The sequence below is a fragment of the Maribacter halichondriae genome (assembly GCF_027474825.1).
GTDB classification, from domain to species: domain Bacteria; phylum Bacteroidota; class Bacteroidia; order Flavobacteriales; family Flavobacteriaceae; genus Meishania; species Meishania halichondriae.
The window spans coordinates 2,224,055-2,240,600 of the sequence record NZ_CP107030.1; the positions used below are offsets into that span (position 1 = coordinate 2,224,055).

Below are 16,546 nucleotides of genomic sequence, written 5' to 3' on the forward strand. Positions count from 1 at the left end.
TTTCGGAGTGAATATCTCCATTTGTGATTTTAGTTAAATTTCAGGCCATCGGTATTTTCCAATCGAGCGATAATTCCCCATCCATAGAAATAATTGGTCAAACCTATTAAAATTTCATTTTCTCCTTTTTGCAAGGGTAGCTGAAATGAGGTATTCTCAATAGTGCATCTTCCGCGAGGTGATTTCATGCTAGGAGAACCATAATAGTTTCTATCGGTATGTAAAGGTTGTCCGTTTATAAATACCCAGACTTCATCGCTAAAGCCGAGATCAACCCTTTTCTCTTGATCTCTTTCTGAAGAAATAACAGTCTTTATCCACGCCAATTTTCGCGGACCGATATCTGATCCGCCATATTCTTTGGTCAGATTCACGAAAGCACGATGACCTGCTTTTATCGGTTTCCAAATGGCAGTGCTATCCAGATATGCAGGGTCTATAGCTACGCCGGGGTTACTTTGAATACCCATAAAAACATCCTTTCCAAATGGAAAATCCAAGGGTTGGGTCACTTCCCAATTGCGCAAATAGCGCGAATCACTATAAGTAGGGTCGTAGCCTTCTTCTGAGGGTAAGCCCTCTGTGACATTTGGACGGACTATAAAACTAGCATAGATTACATTTCCAGTTAATGAGATTCCACCGGATTTAGTGATGCCCTCCAAGGCAGGAACATGCAAAGCGGCACGTTGCGTATCATTCACATATACCTTCATTTGCCTTCCATGAATTACCAGTTTTACGTGGTTCCACTTTTCTTCATAAATGGTTGCTGCCGCTTGGTACTCATCGGTAACATCCCACATATTTACGCCATCTAAAACAGCCGCATATTGCAATGCTGTTCTCCTCAAGTTATCTGGAGTCCCAAAATAACGGATGTAGAATTTCTCCGAATTCAGCGTATCCTTGTCAACCCTAAAATCGATTCCGGGAAAGCCGCTTCCCTTGAACTCAACATCGAATTCGATAGTTCCATCGGTAAATTCAAAATCCCTGAGCATAATACCAATATCATTTTCGTTGGCACTTTGAACCGCGGGAACCGATTTGTAATTCAGGAATTCTACATTGTCCGTTACCGCATCCCAATGCTTTTCGTTCATCGGAAACTCGATAACCTTGTTTTTCTTTTGTTTCTTTTTTTGTCCGTGGGTCAGATTTACCACTAATAAAAGGGTAAGTCCTAGAAATACTTTTTTCATCATGATGTTCGATTTTGATACTATTCGTATATTAAAAACTAAATTTGATTAGCATTAAAATTACTCACGAGCGAAGGGATTTATCATACCCGACCTTGTTCAATCTTGTTTAATCCTGTTCAAAGTCGCTCGCGCGATATGCCCTTTTTACTTTTATGGACAAATCGACTTTATACATGAAAGACCATTTGGTACGATGTATCGAAACCAACTTAGGATGGGGTTCGGGGGATACATGGAGCAATAAAGATTTTGAGGAATTAAGCGAGCGCATTTTCAACACCACGAACAAAAGATTAAGTGTCACGACCCTAAAAAGAATTTGGGGCCGTGCGGAATGGGTTGCCAACCCCAGCGTGGCGACATTGGATATTCTATCGGAATTTTTAGGTCATAAAGATTGGAGGGAATTTGTGAGCGCTAATAAGCAAGAACTGCCAGAACAGAAAATTTCTAAAAAGTCAAAACCATCCAAAATTTGGATTCTAGTCTTATCCTTGGTACTAATAGGTTCTTTTTTCGCATTTTTTTGGAGGACTGATTCCAACGATGATAAGGAAGCCTCTGTTTATACGTCCGAAGACTTTGCCTTTAACGGCGAATCGGTCACTACCGGATTGCCAAATTCCGTAGTTTTTACATATGATGCCTCCGTTGCAAATGAAAAAGCCAAAATCGAGATACAACAAGATTGGGACGAACGAAAACGCGTGGTGGTTGATAAAGAAGATAGCGTTTCGACAAGTATTTACTATTGGCCCGGATACTTCAAGTCCAAATTAGTGGTTGACGATTCAATTGTCAAGGAAAAGGATCTTTTGATCCCTTCTCCTGATTGGTTGGGAACCATTGAAACGGATTCTTTGCCTATTTATCTGGATAAGGAAGACTACCGAAATGAAAATGGACTTACGATAGAATCCGAAGCACTAAAAAAATATGGTATTGACCCCCGTACCAAAAGAACTGCCGTTGGATTATATCAGGTCAGGGATTTTGGAGAATTGTACACCAACGATTTTGAAATGACCACCACTTTGCGAAACGATTTTAAATCAGGTAAAAGCCTTTGTCAAGTCGCCCAAGTGATGATAATGCATGAAGATGGCCCCGTTGTTTTAACGCTTGCGGATAAAGGTTGTATTTCGGATATTTCGCTCTATGCCTTTGAGAAATCTATTGATGGTAAAAAAACCGACTTATCGGGATTTGGAGTAGACTTTGCTGATTTTGTCAAATTGAAATGTGTTTCAAAAAATCAAAAGCTGGATATTTTAATAAATAACAAAGTCATCTTCTCGTTTGATGTGCCGAAGACTCCGAAAAAGATTATTGGAATAAATTTTCATTTTGAAGGTGGCGGTTCGGTTCAGAATGTTGAATTCAAAAATGATGGTGGAGTTGTCTATACTTCTGGATTTTAGAATTTCTTAATCCTAGTAAATTGTCCCGGACAATATTGGTTTAATGGAATACAAAGACTAAGACTTTATTAACCATATATTTATCTTGACTATGCGGGACATAGGTGATCAAACTAGCTCGGTTCTTAGCGAACGATTGTTATATTTGAGTTGTCAATCGATTTATGGGTTATACCGCTCAAATATTATTTTTCTTTGGCGCTATCGGTGTCTTCAACAGTATTTTGATAAGTCTGTATTTCATATTTTTCAATATTCCTGTACATTTTTCCAATAGGTTATTCGGGTTTTTCCTTCTATTCCTAAGTGAACGCGCATTGCGCTCATTGATTTACTTTTTTAGTGATACTACACCGAATGCGTATTCCACTTTTGGTCCGATAACTTTTATTTTCATAGGTCCCTTTTTGTTTTTTTATGTGATTTCGGTCCTTAGAAAAGATAGTAAGACTATTAGCTATTGGAAATATCATATCCTATTTTGGATTGTGATCGCCCTCGGAATTCACTTCATCTATCCTTTTAGGGCCGACCCTATATTTTGGAAAAGAAACATCTTGGTGGCTATTAATATTCAATGGTTATGTTATCTGTTGGCATCGATTTATGTATTGTTCAAAACCAAAGAAAGAGAAAAAGAGAAAACCGACTACTTTTCAGAAGTTAGATTATGGATTTTGTGCCTCCTTTCAGGTACCCTGATTCTATGGACGATATTCTTCTTTGTTGATTTATCCTTTTTCATAATTGGGTCGATTACTTTTTCGGTGCTGTTTTATTCTTTTTTCCTGTATTTCTTTTTTCGTAAAAAGCAGGTTTCATCGATATTTCAAAATGACATAAAATATGCGGATAAAAAGATTGACGACAACAAAGCAAATACTTTACTTGAACAGCTATATGTATACATGCGAGACCAAAAGCCTTATAGAAACCCGACATTAAAATCCTTGGATGTGGCAGCACAGCTTAATATCTCGACCCACCAACTATCACAAGTTTTAAACGATAATCTAGGGAAAAGCTTCACCTCTTTTGTCAACGAGTATAGAATCGAGGAGGCAAAACGAATTATTCGGGACGATACAAAATATACCCTGGAAGCAATAGGTAATGAATCAGGTTTTAACTCAAAATCAACCTTTTACACTACTTTCAAAAGGATGGTTGGCAAGACACCGGCCAAGTACAAAGAACAGTTTTAAGTTCATTTTTATAAATCCGAACCCAAACCCCCTTCATTCATGGGGACTTCTTTCAAAAAAGGATTTTCTTTACGCTAAACGCATTACATTAATTTTCTTTTCAGAATGAAAAAAAAGCTACTAATCTTGGTAGGGACGATTTTGACCTTGGCTTGCCAAAGTGCTAAAACCATTACAGGCAGCAAGTCCAAATCCGAACCTACCGCATCCGCAAGAAAGTCAATTGGGAATGTACTAATGGAAACGAAAAGTGATAGTATTGGTGAGACTATCAACTATTACCATCAACTTAAAAGAGAAAATCCTGAAACTTATAATTTCGATGACGAGAGTGAATTGAACGATTTCGGATACAAACTTTTAGAGGAGGATAAAATAAAGGATGCCATTAAGATTTTCGAACTATTGGTCTCGGAATTTCCAAACGCCGCAAATCCCTATGACAGCCTTGGTGAAGCGTATCATATCGATGGAAATGATTCTCTGGCGGTAAAATATTACGAAAAATCACTGGAGCTGGACCCTAAAAATATAAATGCCGAGGATTGGATCAACCGTATCAAGTATGCCGAATATGACAAATCAAGATTCAGCAAGGTCTATTCTGTCAAAGCGTATAAAGATGATTTGGATGAATTGGGAAATCGTCTTACGGAGGTAAATCCGAATGCTTATAAGTTTATATCCAAAGAAGATTTTTGGAAGGCTATCGAGGAGAAGAAAAACTTGATAAACGAACATACCACGTTTAGTGAGTTCATTTGGCTTTGTAGTGAAATTATCGCCAATATTAGTTGTAGCCATACTTCCATGGGGTATTTCTATCAAGAGCGTGAGATGATACCCATGGCTCTACGTTTTCCCATAGAAGCCCGATTGATAAATGGCACGTTCTATATTTTGGATCCATTGGTAAATAAAAATATCGTACGGGCCAAAGATGAGATTATCGCAATCAATGGTATACCCTTTGAAACCATTAAAAAAGAAATCTATAAACATATATCTTCCCAAGGCGATATTGAGACCTATAAAAAGAACTTTCTGAACGCCTTTACCACTGCTGTGATTCCTTATGCCATGGGTTTCCCAAAATCTTATGAGATTAGCGTGAAGGGTAGGGATAAACCCGTTCGTTTGCTGCCTTTGACCGAATATGAAAATAAGTTTCAGGAAGTTCCAAAATATTTGTGTGAAGAACCTCTATGCCTAGATTTCTTGGAAGACGGCAAGTCGGCAAAAATGACCATACGTACTTTCGCCTATTACGGTAATCGATTTCCAGAGTATAAAAAGTTCATAGATGAAAGTTTCAAGGAACTGGAGTCCAAGGAAATCAAGAATCTAATAATCGATATTCGTAGTAATGGTGGTGGCCCATCCGATGCGGGAATCTTTCTACTCAGGTATCTTACGAAAGAGCCATTTACCTATTTTTCAAACGCCCAGTTCGATGAGAGTGAGGAACCGGTAATTCCTTTCGACAATGCTTTCAATGGAAAGTTATATTTTATTATGGATGGTAATGGAGGTTCTACGACAGGTCATTTTATGTCAATCGTAAAAGACCTGAACTTGGCCGTTCTTATTGGGGAAGAGTTAGGTTCCAACCAATTTTGTACTGGTGGCCAAAAAAGATTAAGGCTACCCAATACGGATATTAATTATGCAGTAGGTAGAAATACCTATGTTACCACCGCCACTTCGTTGCCTGACAATAGGGGTATTATACCGGATCATGAAATAGTTCAAAATATCGATGACCATTTAAACGGGGTTGATACGATTATGGAATATACCTTGGGTATAATAGGAAAGGACTAGTATACTCTCCTTTAATTGGTATACTGAGGAGAGAGGAAGCTCCATAAAATGGCCTTTTCATAGAATAGTTTTTCTCGAATAAGAAGTTTTTTGAGGTGTCCCAAACACGGTCTCTTTTTGTAGTCCTGTTAATTGACCTTTTACGGCACTAAAATTGAATGGGATTAAGAGAGTTGCAGCTTTTCGGTTTCCTATGGTTTTTAATAGGCCCTCAGTCCATAACAAACTTAACCCCCAACGTAGCGATGTTATATTGCAACGAAGTATTTCGATTATAATGAAAGACCTTCAAATCGATACTTTTCATTCCGAATTTCCAAAGATGAAACTTGGTAAAGATGTCGGTATACGAAGCCCCGAACCCGAATTGGTTCGCCGAGTATTTTGACAAATCGAAATCTGAAGTGTAGAATATATTGGTCGATAAATGAACCTCGTAAGGCGCAAAATAATCCGCTGCGGTCTGGTTATAGAACCGGTAGGAGGGGTAAAGCGTAAATGTATCACTTAGCTTAACAGGAATCTCCAAACTGGCGGTATGTGAATTGATTCCCCAATCGTCAAAATAATAACGATAATAGGTTCTTAACGACAAACTTGCGTTTAGATACCAGTTCAGACGACCTCCGATGGCTATTTTAAATCTTGAATCGGGTAGTCGTTCTATGTCATCCGCCAATTGAAAATCGTCAATAAAGGAATCTATAATGTCACTAAAATATACTCTTTGGAAAGGAGTAGATAGAAGTCCCTTTTGGTTCACAAAATCCAGTGACAAAGATCCTTGAACATTTTTGTGCAGTATTTGCGAGAACCCGAGCCCCAAAGAATAGGAATTCCGCCCTTCGCTATCAAATTCCGTAAAATCGGGATTGTAATTGGTGTTGCCAGTTATTTCATCCGGCCTGAAAAATCCGATTCCACCAGTTCCGAATGGGCGAAGTTCAATGGGGTAGATGGCATTCCAAGTATCCAAATACACATTGGCATCGATACTCAGCTCGGTGTTCTTTTCGTTGAACAATTTGGCATAGCTGCCACCAAATCCGATGGAGAAATAATCATACTCGCTAGAAACCGAAAGTTTAGCCGACCAGATATCGTTCCGATCATCCGAACTATGGCTATAATTGCCTGTTAGGTTGACCCAAGTATCGGCCCTGGAAGCGCCCGAACTTGCCACAAAAGGATCCGCCGGCCCATCATCAAACGGATTCACATTGCTCGATGAGGCCGATGTATAGGCCGAAACCCCGGCGTCGATGGTCAGTACATCGTCATCGCTCATGGGAATGGAGATAACAAAAGTACCCGTAACATCGGTCAGTTCTTCGGTACCAAGCCCACCGCTCACGGCAGCATTCTCCCCATCCTGTACATAATAATTGCTCAAGAAATCGACTTCGGTGGTTTCCAAGACACGCTTTTTATAGGTGTTTTGGGCATCCTCGGTTTGGGCGAAACCAATCAAGCTTCCCAAAAAGAAAATAGAATAGAATGTATATTTAAATCCGTTCATTATAGATTCTAAGGCATCAGTTGCATCCACACCCTCCACCAGTTTTTCCGCCATTTGCGCCCACAGCAGCTTCCCGATAGGAATGGGCGATGGTCACATTTCGGTCGCACAATTTTTCCGAAAGCTCCATATCGGGGTCGTTCAGGTTCACTTTTTCGTATTCCTTGACGACCACACAGCTATTGAGAAAGCAGGCAATACCCAACAGCGTTAAAAATCGATTCCTCATATTTTGTTGATTTCAATGTTCTTTGAAGTCGTAATGTTTCCCGCTTCATCGATAATTATACATTCTATATTCGGTAATTGGTTAATCCTGTCCAATCCCGTTTCTTTACCCATGACAAAAACCGATGTGGCTAGTGCATCTGCCAATTCGGCTTTTGGCGCAAAAACCGTCACACTGATGATACCACTTGAAGGATATCCCGTTCTAGGATCTATAATATGGGAATACCGCCTTCCATTAAAATTGACGAATTTCTCGTAATTGCCGGATGTGACCACCGCCCCTTGTTCTATAGGAAGCAACGCAAAAGCCTTATTCTTGTCCATCGGGTTGGTAATTGCCACTTTCCACGGGTCGCCATTAGGTTGTTTCCCCATGTATTCATATCTCCGGAAGCATTGATAATGCCTGCCTCAACTCCATTTTTTATGAGCAATGCTTTTGCCTTGTCCGCCGCATAGCCCTTGCCAATGGCGCCGAAGCCTATTTTCATTCCTTCGAGTTTCAGAAATACAGTACTGTTTTCTATATCAAGAATAATATTTTGGTACCCTACTTTTTCCACGGAAGCTTTTATCGATTCTTCCGAGGGCATTTCGGTCATGCTGCCATCAAATTTCCAAATCTTGTCCATAGAGGCATAGCTGATATCAAAAGCACCATCGGTCAATTTAGAAATTCCGATGGCCCTTTCGATGAGCTGAAAGAGTTCAACATCAACCTTGACAGCTCGTATTCCTGCATTTTTATTTATTTCGGAAGTCTGGGAATTCGGGTCCCATGACGAAATCAAACGCTCGATACGCTCGATTTCTTTAATCGCGGTATCAATATGCGAATTAGCCGAGAAGGAATCTTTATCGACCACAGTAATCTCAAAACGACTGCCCATCAGCTTGAGCGTTCGTTTATGAGGCTGCTGCGAAAGGCAGAAAACCGACGTTATGAGCATTAAAAAGACCGTAATGTGTTTCAAACTATCCGCTAAATGAGGTTAATAATTTGATGTATTCTTCTGGTGTCGCTTTTTGATAACTGGTTTCACCCAAAACGTTTCCCTCTTTGTCCATAACGACCACAAAAGGAAAAATACCTCGTTTGTTATACTGTTCCGCCAGTTTTTTATTCGCGGCCTGCTGTTCTTCCGAGAGGTCGTTTTTCTTTTTTCGGGGAAAATCGGCCTGTACCATCACAAAGTGGTCTTTTGCATATTCTTTGAAGGTATTGGTACTCCATACTTCGCGATCCAATTTAATACAAGGCGCACACCAATCGGATCCTTGAAAGACCAAAACAATGGTCTTATCCTCTTCGGCCGCCAATTTTTTGGCGGTTGAAAAATCGGTTCGCCAATTCTGGGCCACTAGGCCAGTGGTGGTCATACATCCAAAAATCAGGGTCAAAATTAGTCTTTTCATATTCTGGTTCTTAGTCTATAATGATTACTATTACTATCAACGGGATAACACTTTTTATGTTATATGTATCCCGCATTTATTCGCCGATCAAATCGAACGCCCCCTTTACCAAAAATTGACTATTGGGTTGAAATTTGTCAGTTGGGTCAACGGCGGTAAATCCATCGAAAACAGTGCCGATCTTAACTTCTACCTGATTAAAGTACATGTTGCCATTTTCTTCCTTGTTCAATAAAAGCACATAAGCCCTATCATCAAGGGTTACCACAGCTTCAGAGGGTAAGGCTTTTGCTTGGGCCGATTCCGTTATGATTTCTGCATCGACGAACATTCCCGTCAAAAAATTATGCTTTGATTCGTCATGTAGGTGCCCATGGACTTTTATGGTCCGATTTTCTCCGATGGACGTACCAATCAGATGCACTTCGGCCTCATAGGTTTCATCAGAAGCTTCGGGAATCGTAAACCGGATGGGCTGTCCCTTCTTGATTTTCATGATATTCTTTTCAAAAACGGAAAGTTCGAGATGAATATGGTCGTTGTCGATGATTTCAAGGATAGGTGTAGCTGGCGAGACATAAGATCCCTTGCTAACGTTGACTTTGGTAATACTACCATTGATCGGGGCAAAGATGGTGGCGATGCTGCTAATGTTGCCTTTTTCAACTTCGGAAGGCGAGATATTGAGCATTTGCAATTGTTTTTTGAGTCCGTTATAGCGTGCGTTGGCCGTTTGGAATTCGCTTTCGGCTTTCAGGTAGTTTTTTTGGGAGGTTATGTTTTCGTCCATCAAGGTTTTTTGTCGGTCGTATTCCGATTTTAGGTAGCCGAGTTGTTGTTTGATTTCCATATATTCTTGTTGAAGGGTAACGAATTCAGGATTTTCTATAGTAACCAATAATTGACCTCTCTTGACAGCGTCGCCTATCAAAAGCGGAGTCCTTTAATATAGCCGCCCATAGTGGCGTTGACTACGGCTCTATTTTCTGGCGGCACGTCTATCATGCCATTGGTTTGGACCAGAATTGGAAAGGATTTTTCCGCTAAACCTCCCAAAAGCATACCGCTGTTGTCAAACTGTTCTTGGGTCACTTGAATCAGTTCATTGGTGGCTTCTGCTTCTCCAACACCTGCTTCTACAGTTTTGTTAGTGGCATCGCCACAGCTCCATAAGCCTAGAAGTGAAATAGCTGCAAAATAAATATATATTGAACGTTGCATAACGATGATTTTAAAGGGTTAGATAGTTGAGATTGATAACGGTCTGGTTGTATCGATAGAGATTATCCAAATAGTCAAGCTTGATTTCATAGGCATTTTGAAGGCTTTGGATGTATTGGAAAAAATCGATTTCCCCATTTTTAAAGCTGATAGTGGCGGTTTTCAGAATCTCTTCGGAAAGTTGGGTGCCCTCGGTTTCGTAATATGTCAAAGCTTTATCATATTTATCCAATTGTGCTTGTAGTTCCGAACGTCTGGCATTTAAACGCACTTCGTAATCCTTTGATTCTTCCTCAGCGATTTTTTCTGAAATTTTCGAGGCCTTTATCTGTGAAGCTTTCCCTCCGAACAACAGGGGAATTTTGAGTCCGGCCTGATAGCCGTACAAACTACCATCCAAGGCACTATTGGTGCCCTGAAAATAGTTCAAACTAAGATCCGGCAATAGCTTTTGCACCTCTAGTTGCCGTTTTGCTTTGGTCAAGAATTGGTTGTTTCTATAATATTGCATTTCAATGGATTCCTTAGTATTTATTACATCTATGAGAATTCGACCAATCGGTATATCAATAATATTTATACTGTCCGGTATCTGTGTTATTCTTACTATTTCGGTCTTCGCGATCGTAGCATCTTGTTTTGCCTGTTCCAAAGCGATCTGCACTTGCCTTTGTTTCGAGGAAGCGGTAATCTTTTCCAGATAATTGGTCTCGCCCAGTTCAAATCTGCGATTGGCCATATGCGCGAAGTTTTGATAAAGACTATCAAGATGGTCATAAATAGCTTCCTTTTGCTTCGTGTATTGGTATTGGTAAAAAGCGGCCGTAACATCACGTTCCAAAACCTTTTTTCGTATAGCGTATGCGCTGGAAGTCATTTCGTAGGTGGCTTTGTTAACCTTTCGCCCCGCAAAATATACGGTTGGGAAAAGAAAATCCTGTTGTACGCCCAATACGTTGAGCGGTAAGTTGCCAACGCTTAGGTTATTTTGGTCATAATGATAATATACCTGCGTTTTATCAAAATTGAAAGCACTACCTATCAAGGCATCGGACTGTTGCACATTCAAGTCCGCAGCTTTTAATCCTGCATTGTTTTCAAAAGCCATGGGAATCAGTTTTTCAAGGTCCAAAGGCTTTTCTTGTGCATTTCCAAGGGAGGAAAAGGATAGTGCAACAAGCACGAGGAGTACCGTCAAATTAGGGTTTGCCGTTTTTTTCCGCAACGAATCTTTTTTATCAAAGATCGAATACAATACCGGAAGTACTACCAATGTTAAAAGGGTAGCCGTAATTAAACCCCCGATAACTACCGTTGCCAAAGGGCGTTGTACCTCGGCCCCCGCATTCGTTGAGATGGCCATAGGCAAAAAGCCCAGTGCCGCTGCCGAAGCGGTCAACAAAACGGCCCGCAATCGGTCTTTTGTGCCCTGTTTGATAAGTGCTTCCATAGAGTCAAAAGATTGTTTTTTGAGTTCCTTAAAATGTTCGATCAGAACGATTCCGTTAAGTACGGCTATTCCGAAAAGTGCTATAAAGCCAACTCCGGCCGAAATGCTAAAAGGCATGCCACGAATCCATAACAATAAAACTCCGCCTATAGCTGCAAGGGGAATGGCCGAGTAGATCAAAAGGGCTTCCCGAACCGAATTAAAAGCGAAATATAAGAGGATAAAAATCAACAAAAGGGCAATCGGAACGGCCACCCATAATCGAGCTTTGGCACTTTGCAGATTTTCAAACTGGCCGCCATAGGTAATCGAATAGCCAATGGGCAGGTTAATGTTATCATTAATCAATTCTTGCACATCATCCACCACGGATTGCGAGATCTCGGTCACGTACATTGATGCCCACTACGATCCTTCGACGTGTATCGTCCCGCGCTATTTTGGCCGCCCCTTTTTGGTAGCTGATCTCGGCCAACTCGCTTAGCGGGATTTTTCCTCCCGAAGGAACGTCAACATATAGATTTTTAAGGTTGTCAATGTCCTTTCGATTTTTTTGGTCAAGTCGCACCACCAAATCGAAATGTTTTTCTCCTTCGTAAATACTTCCGACCGCTCGGCCCGAAAAACCCATAGAGACCATTTCGTTGAGGTCTTGAATGTTGAGTCCGTAGCGGGCGATTTTCGCTCGGTCGTATGTCACGTTCATTTGTGGTAGTCCCACAATCTTTTCGACCGTAACATCCGCTGCTCCTTTTATATTTTCTATAAGATTTTTGATCTCGTTTCCTTTTTTACTAAGAATATCGAGGTCTTCACCAAAAATCTTGATGGCAATATCGGCGCGAACGCCGGTAATCAGTTCATTAAATCGCATTTCAATGGGTTGTGTAAACTCGACTTCCATTCCAGGAATAATAGCAAGGGCTTCCTTGAATTTATTGGCGAGTTCATCTTTTGATTTAGCCGATACCCATTCTTTTTTTGGCGCCAGAATGATGATGACATCGCTCTCTTCCATCGACATGGGATCCGTGGGAACTTCCGCAGCGCCTATGCGGGTAACGACTTGTTTCACTTCAGGGAAATTATCCAACAAAATCTTTTCGATACGTGTTGTCGTCCCGATGGTCTTGCTGAGCGACGTTCCCGTTTTGAGCACGGGTTGGATTACGAAATCGCCTTCGTCGAGGGTGGGAACGAATTCTCCTCCCACGCGCGAAAATATGAACACCATAACCACCAAGAGCAGTACCGCTATACCCAAAACCGTTTTTTTGCTTTGCAGGGCCCAATGGATGGTAGGCTCGTAATGCTGATTCAGCCATCGCATCAATCGTACTGAAATATTATTTTTCGATACTTTTGCTGGTTTCAGGAATAGCGAAGCCGCCACAGGCACATACGTAAAGCAAAAGATCATAGCTCCGATCAACGCAAAGCTAAAAGTTAGTGCCATGGGCTTGAACATCTTGCCCTCCACACCGGTCAAAGAGAGAATCGGGATAAGAACGATCAAGATGATCAACTGCCCAAAAATGGCGGAATTCATCATTTTCGAGGCACTGTTCAGGGTAATGGTATCTTTTCTGTTCTGTAAATCGGTCTTCGAAAGCGAGACCAATTCAGCACTTTTTGCCGTAATCTGAAAGGCGATGAATTCTACGATGATAACCGCCCCGTCGATAATGATTCCGAAATCGATGGCTCCCAAACTCATTAAATTTGCATCTACGCCGAAGATATACATTAGTGAAAGTGCGAATAGCAGACATAATGGAATGACGGAGGCGACAACGAGACCTGAACGGAAATTCCCCAGTAACAAGACCACCACAAAAATCACGATCAAACAGCCCAAAATCAGGTTTTCGGCTACGGTAAAGGTCGTTTTGGCAATGAGTTCGCTGCGGTCTAAAAACGCATTTATGTAAACCCCTTCCGGAAGGGATTTTGAAATTTCGTCCACCCGAGTTTTAACAGCATCGATAACCTGCTTTGAGTTCGCATCTTTGAGCATCATGACCTGCCCGAGCACTTTTTCGCCCTCTCCGTTTCCGGTGATGGCTCCGAAGCGTGTTGCGCTTCCGTAGCCGACTTCGGCAACATCCTTTATCAAAACAGGAATACCATCATTAGTTTTTATGACGATATTTTCAATATCCTTCAAGTCTTCGACCAATCCTTCCCCACGGATAAAATAAGCCTGGTTCACTTTTTCGATATAGCCACCACCGGCTACGCTATTGTTCTTCTCCAAGGCCGTAAAAACATCTTGAGCCGTGATGTTCATGGCATTGAGCTTCCCTGTATTGATGGCGACTTCATATTGTTTTAGATAACCACCCCAAGTATTCACTTCGACCACGCCGGGAATACCCGATAACTGCCTTTTTACGATCCAATCTTGAATGGTGCGGAGTTCAGTCGCATCATACCGATCTTCGTAACCGGGTTTTACATCGAGTATGTATTGGTAGATTTCACCAAGACCTGTAGTTATTGGACCCATTGTAGGGACACCGAAACCTTCCGGTATTTTTTCGCTGGCGGACTTTATTTTTTCGGCAATCAATTGGCGCGGCAGATAAGTGCCGAGATCATCGTCGAAAACAATGGTAACGACCGATAGTCCGAATTTGGTTATAGAGCGGATTTCGACCACGCCAGGCAGATTGGCCATTTCGAGCTCTACAGGATAGGTAATGAACTGCTCCATATCCTGCGTCGAAAGGTTGCGCGAAGTGGTTATAACCTGCACCTGATTATTGGTCACATCGGGTACCGCCCCAATAGGAATTTGAGTAAGGGAGTACAAGCCGAAACCAATAATAAAGGCCGTAAACAAGAGTACGATAAACTTGTTACGAATGCTGAAATTGATGATATGTGATAGCATAATCCATAAATGAAAAGTGTCGCAAACTATCCGAAAACGGTTTGCCGAGAAATGATTAAAATCAGTAAGGGATTATACTAGCCGGGGTGGCTGAAAAAGGCCTTCTTGGGCCAAAGAATGATATGAAGCTTGATAAAAATAATTGGCATCATGATGAACAACCGTTTCAGGGGACAACGGATAGTCAGATATGTTGTTCAATACAAAAGCTGAAAGTGATGTCGACTGGTATTGGTGCTGAAAAGGAAGTTGTTCATGATCTTCTTTCTCTTCTTGATGTTGTTGATTGTGTTCTGCTTTTAACTCGCCATAATGTTTTGAAATGAACACAAAGAAATTATCCCCATATTCCTCTGAATGGAAGTTGGCATGCTCGATCAGCTCGTCCAACTCTACAATATCATCGAAATGGATGTTGAAGCTCTGCACGAGAATGAGCAAAGAAATCGCTATGGAAACCAGTTTTGTCATAAAAAATGTATCATAAAGATACGGTTTTTACAAAAACTTCCGTTACGACAGTAGAATCTTTAGCTTTGCGTCTATAAATTGGATGGATTAAAAGGGAACATGAGGCCTTGGGGTTCTTACATACTTTATAAACATTTTATGTAAAACGAGTTAAACATAATTTTTGAAGGATATACATGGCAGTTAAAAAACGGCATTGGTTTTGGAACCTAGTGGCGATTATTACGGTAATAGTATGCCTACTTGCGCTTTTGGCCCACTATAAAAATTGGACAAAAATTAAAGCGGATAGTATCCGTATTTTATCCGGCTTCTACTACAAGGATTTGAAATATTCTGATTTGGATAGTGTGCTTATGGTTGAACGGATTCCGCCTATGGAACGGTTGAATGGCTTCTCAGCTTTAGAAAAAGAGAAAGGTATTTTTAGGGAGTTCAAAGATTCGTTGACCGATAAAAAAGTCAATGTTTACGTAGATAATCTATCACAGCACAAAATCAAGATCGTCTATCAAGATTCATCGAAACTCTATTTTAATTATAAGGATAGTCTTGAAACCGAACAACTTTATACCCTACTACTAAATAAATTAAAGTCGAATGTCGATGTCCCGAACTAAATCGGAAATAGCCATGAAGAAAGTGTTCGCCTTGCTTTTATGGGTAACACCGCTATGGGCCATGTCACAAAACAAACTAACCGTTTCCGTAGTGGGTGTGCCAGCTTCGATAGGAAATGTAAGTGCAGGAGTCTACAATTCTGAAGTCGGATTTTTGAAAATAGATCATGTCATTGCTGGCAAGTTCGTTCAGGCTGTCAGAGGGACTACAAGGATAGAATTGGATAATCTGCCCAACGGTACCTATGCCGTTGCTATTTTCTATGACGAAAATGGAAATGAAAAGCTGGATACCAATTTTTTGGGAATTCCAAAAGAGAAAGTCGCATTCTCAAATGCGAAAATGAAAACGTTCGGGCCTCCCGGTTTTGATGAATGCTCATTCAAAGTTATAGGAGATCAAGAAATGAAGATTTCATTTTGATTTCCTCTTAAAATTTACGCTCCTTTTTTGTCAAGCAGTTGTATTTAAAATGCATAATTTGTATTTTGATTCACTAATCAATTAAAAACAACAATCATGGAAACAAATGAAATTGCCAACAAGTTGGTCGCATGGTGCAAACAAGGAGATTTTGAAAAGCCTTATCAAGAATTGTACAGCCCTAAAATCGTCAGTATAGAGAATGACGGAACAAGTGAAGGTGGGCGCGTAGAAGGTTTTGAAGGGATACAACAAAAAGGAGAGTGGTGGAAAGAGAATTTCGAGGTGCACGAAACAAGTGTATCGGACCCGATAGTCGCCGATAACTGGTTTTCGGTAAAATTTGATATGGACACGACCCACAAACCTTCAGGGCATCGTTCAACGATGTCCGAAATAGCTGTCTATGAAGTTAAGGATGGCAAAATCGTAAAAGAGCAGTTCTTTTATGATGAACAGAAATAGGTACTATTGCCGAACCTTTACGTCATTGAGAGGAGCATTTTAGCGACTAAGCAATCTGTTAAATCTTATCTACAAGTTTAACAGATTGTTTCGCTTTGTCTGCCAAAAAGGGGCACACAAGCTCGCAATGACATTTGGGTTTAACTTTTTTAGAGAAATTTTTTCCTGACCGATT

General features: G+C 40.7%; 13 protein-coding genes and 2 pseudogenes. 6 read left to right on the forward strand and 9 right to left on the reverse strand.

Annotated elements, in window-relative coordinates; all coding sequences use genetic code 11:
- Window positions 1-29: 29 nt before the first annotated feature.
- Window positions 30-1,208 carry a hypothetical protein gene (locus N8A86_RS10095; protein ID WP_273568956.1) on the reverse strand — a complete coding sequence of 393 codons (1,179 nt, stop codon included), beginning with the start codon at window positions 1,206-1,208 and terminating at the stop codon, window positions 30-32.
- Between the two features lie 173 nt (window positions 1,209-1,381).
- On the opposite strand from N8A86_RS10095, the gene N8A86_RS10100 reads away from it, so the two are divergent.
- The 3 genes from N8A86_RS10100 (at window position 1,382) to N8A86_RS10110 (ending at window position 5,658) form a co-directional block, all read left to right on the forward strand.
- Window positions 1,382-2,629 (forward strand): hypothetical protein, encoded by a 1,248-nt coding sequence (locus N8A86_RS10100; RefSeq protein WP_273568957.1) that lies wholly within the window; start codon window positions 1,382-1,384, stop codon window positions 2,627-2,629.
- A gap of 560 nt (window positions 2,630-3,189) precedes the next feature.
- Complete coding sequence (locus tag N8A86_RS10105; RefSeq protein WP_273568958.1) at window positions 3,190-3,834, forward strand: helix-turn-helix domain-containing protein; 645 nt, start codon at window positions 3,190-3,192, stop codon at window positions 3,832-3,834.
- A gap of 105 nt (window positions 3,835-3,939) precedes the next feature.
- The gene (locus N8A86_RS10110; protein ID WP_273568959.1) at window positions 3,940-5,658 is read left to right on the forward strand and encodes a S41 family peptidase; all 1,719 of its coding nucleotides are present in this window, start codon (window positions 3,940-3,942) and stop codon (window positions 5,656-5,658) included.
- Window positions 5,659-5,869: 211 nt separating this feature from the next.
- Here the strand turns inward: N8A86_RS10110 and N8A86_RS10115 are convergent, their stop codons facing one another.
- The 8 genes and pseudogenes from N8A86_RS10115 to N8A86_RS10150 all read right to left on the reverse strand — a co-directional run bounded on the left by N8A86_RS10115 (window position 5,870) and on the right by N8A86_RS10150 (window position 14,862).
- Entirely contained in the window at window positions 5,870-7,177 is a 1,308-nt protein-coding gene (locus tag N8A86_RS10115) for a DUF3570 domain-containing protein (protein ID WP_273569051.1), read from the reverse strand.
- A 16-nt stretch (window positions 7,178-7,193) separates the two neighbouring features.
- On the reverse strand, window positions 7,194-7,406 hold the full coding sequence (locus N8A86_RS10120; protein WP_273568960.1) for a DUF4266 domain-containing protein: 213 nt from the start codon (window positions 7,404-7,406) through the stop codon (window positions 7,194-7,196).
- Window positions 7,403-8,358, reverse strand: a pseudogene (locus N8A86_RS10125) (FAD:protein FMN transferase). The gene N8A86_RS10120 and the pseudogene N8A86_RS10125 overlap by 4 nt, the downstream one beginning before the upstream one ends.
- A gap of 25 nt (window positions 8,359-8,383) precedes the next feature.
- Window positions 8,384-8,824 carry a thioredoxin family protein gene (locus N8A86_RS10130; protein WP_273568961.1) on the reverse strand — a complete coding sequence of 147 codons (441 nt, stop codon included), beginning with the start codon at window positions 8,822-8,824 and terminating at the stop codon, window positions 8,384-8,386.
- 76 nt (window positions 8,825-8,900) lie between these two features.
- Complete coding sequence (locus tag N8A86_RS10135) at window positions 8,901-9,755, reverse strand: efflux RND transporter periplasmic adaptor subunit (protein WP_273568962.1); 855 nt, start codon at window positions 9,753-9,755, stop codon at window positions 8,901-8,903.
- Window positions 9,752-10,045, reverse strand: coding sequence for a hypothetical protein (locus N8A86_RS10140; protein WP_273568963.1), 294 nt, complete (start codon window positions 10,043-10,045; stop codon window positions 9,752-9,754). Before N8A86_RS10140 ends, N8A86_RS10135 begins: the two co-directional genes overlap by 4 nt.
- A 10-nt stretch (window positions 10,046-10,055) precedes the next feature.
- Window positions 10,056-14,391 (reverse strand): annotated as a pseudogene (locus N8A86_RS10145) (CusA/CzcA family heavy metal efflux RND transporter).
- Window positions 14,392-14,463: 72 nt separating this feature from the next.
- Window positions 14,464-14,862, reverse strand: coding sequence for a hypothetical protein (locus N8A86_RS10150; RefSeq protein WP_273568964.1), 399 nt, complete (start codon window positions 14,860-14,862; stop codon window positions 14,464-14,466).
- A 176-nt stretch (window positions 14,863-15,038) separates the two neighbouring features.
- On the opposite strand from N8A86_RS10150, the gene N8A86_RS10155 reads away from it, so the two are divergent.
- The 3 genes from N8A86_RS10155 (at window position 15,039) to N8A86_RS10165 (ending at window position 16,371) form a co-directional block, all read left to right on the forward strand.
- Entirely contained in the window at window positions 15,039-15,482 is a 444-nt protein-coding gene (locus N8A86_RS10155) for a hypothetical protein (protein ID WP_273568965.1), read from the forward strand.
- Window positions 15,469-15,906, forward strand: a complete 438-nt coding sequence (locus tag N8A86_RS10160; RefSeq protein WP_273568966.1) for a DUF2141 domain-containing protein — start codon at window positions 15,469-15,471, stop codon at window positions 15,904-15,906. The genes N8A86_RS10155 and N8A86_RS10160 overlap by 14 nt, the downstream gene beginning before the upstream one ends.
- A gap of 96 nt (window positions 15,907-16,002) precedes the next feature.
- Window positions 16,003-16,371 (forward strand): nuclear transport factor 2 family protein, encoded by a 369-nt coding sequence (locus N8A86_RS10165; RefSeq protein ID WP_273568967.1) that lies wholly within the window; start codon window positions 16,003-16,005, stop codon window positions 16,369-16,371.
- Window positions 16,372-16,546: the final 175 nt, after the last annotated feature.

What these genes read in the sequence shown, in the direction of transcription:
- N8A86_RS10095 (WP_273568956.1), bottom strand. Translation starts at nt 1,208, where the DNA reads ATGATGAAAAAAGTATTTCTAGGACTTACCCTTTTATTAGTGGTAAAT.
- N8A86_RS10100 (WP_273568957.1), top strand. Translation starts at nt 1,382, where the DNA reads ATGAAAGACCATTTGGTACGATGTATCGAAACCAACTTAGGATGGGGT.
- N8A86_RS10110 (WP_273568959.1), top strand. Translation starts at nt 3,940, where the DNA reads ATGAAAAAAAAGCTACTAATCTTGGTAGGGACGATTTTGACCTTGGCT.
- N8A86_RS10115 (WP_273569051.1), bottom strand. Translation starts at nt 7,177, where the DNA reads ATGAACGGATTTAAATATACATTCTATTCTATTTTCTTTTTGGGAAGC.
- N8A86_RS10120 (WP_273568960.1), bottom strand. Translation starts at nt 7,406, where the DNA reads ATGAGGAATCGATTTTTAACGCTGTTGGGTATTGCCTGCTTTCTCAAT.
- N8A86_RS10130 (WP_273568961.1), bottom strand. Translation starts at nt 8,824, where the DNA reads ATGAAAAGACTAATTTTGACCCTGATTTTTGGATGTATGACCACCACT.
- N8A86_RS10140 (WP_273568963.1), bottom strand. Translation starts at nt 10,045, where the DNA reads ATGCAACGTTCAATATATATTTATTTTGCAGCTATTTCACTTCTAGGC.
- N8A86_RS10150 (WP_273568964.1), bottom strand. Translation starts at nt 14,862, where the DNA reads ATGACAAAACTGGTTTCCATAGCGATTTCTTTGCTCATTCTCGTGCAG.
- N8A86_RS10155 (WP_273568965.1), top strand. Translation starts at nt 15,039, where the DNA reads ATGGCAGTTAAAAAACGGCATTGGTTTTGGAACCTAGTGGCGATTATT.
- N8A86_RS10160 (WP_273568966.1), top strand. Translation starts at nt 15,469, where the DNA reads ATGTCCCGAACTAAATCGGAAATAGCCATGAAGAAAGTGTTCGCCTTG.
- N8A86_RS10165 (WP_273568967.1), top strand. Translation starts at nt 16,003, where the DNA reads ATGGAAACAAATGAAATTGCCAACAAGTTGGTCGCATGGTGCAAACAA.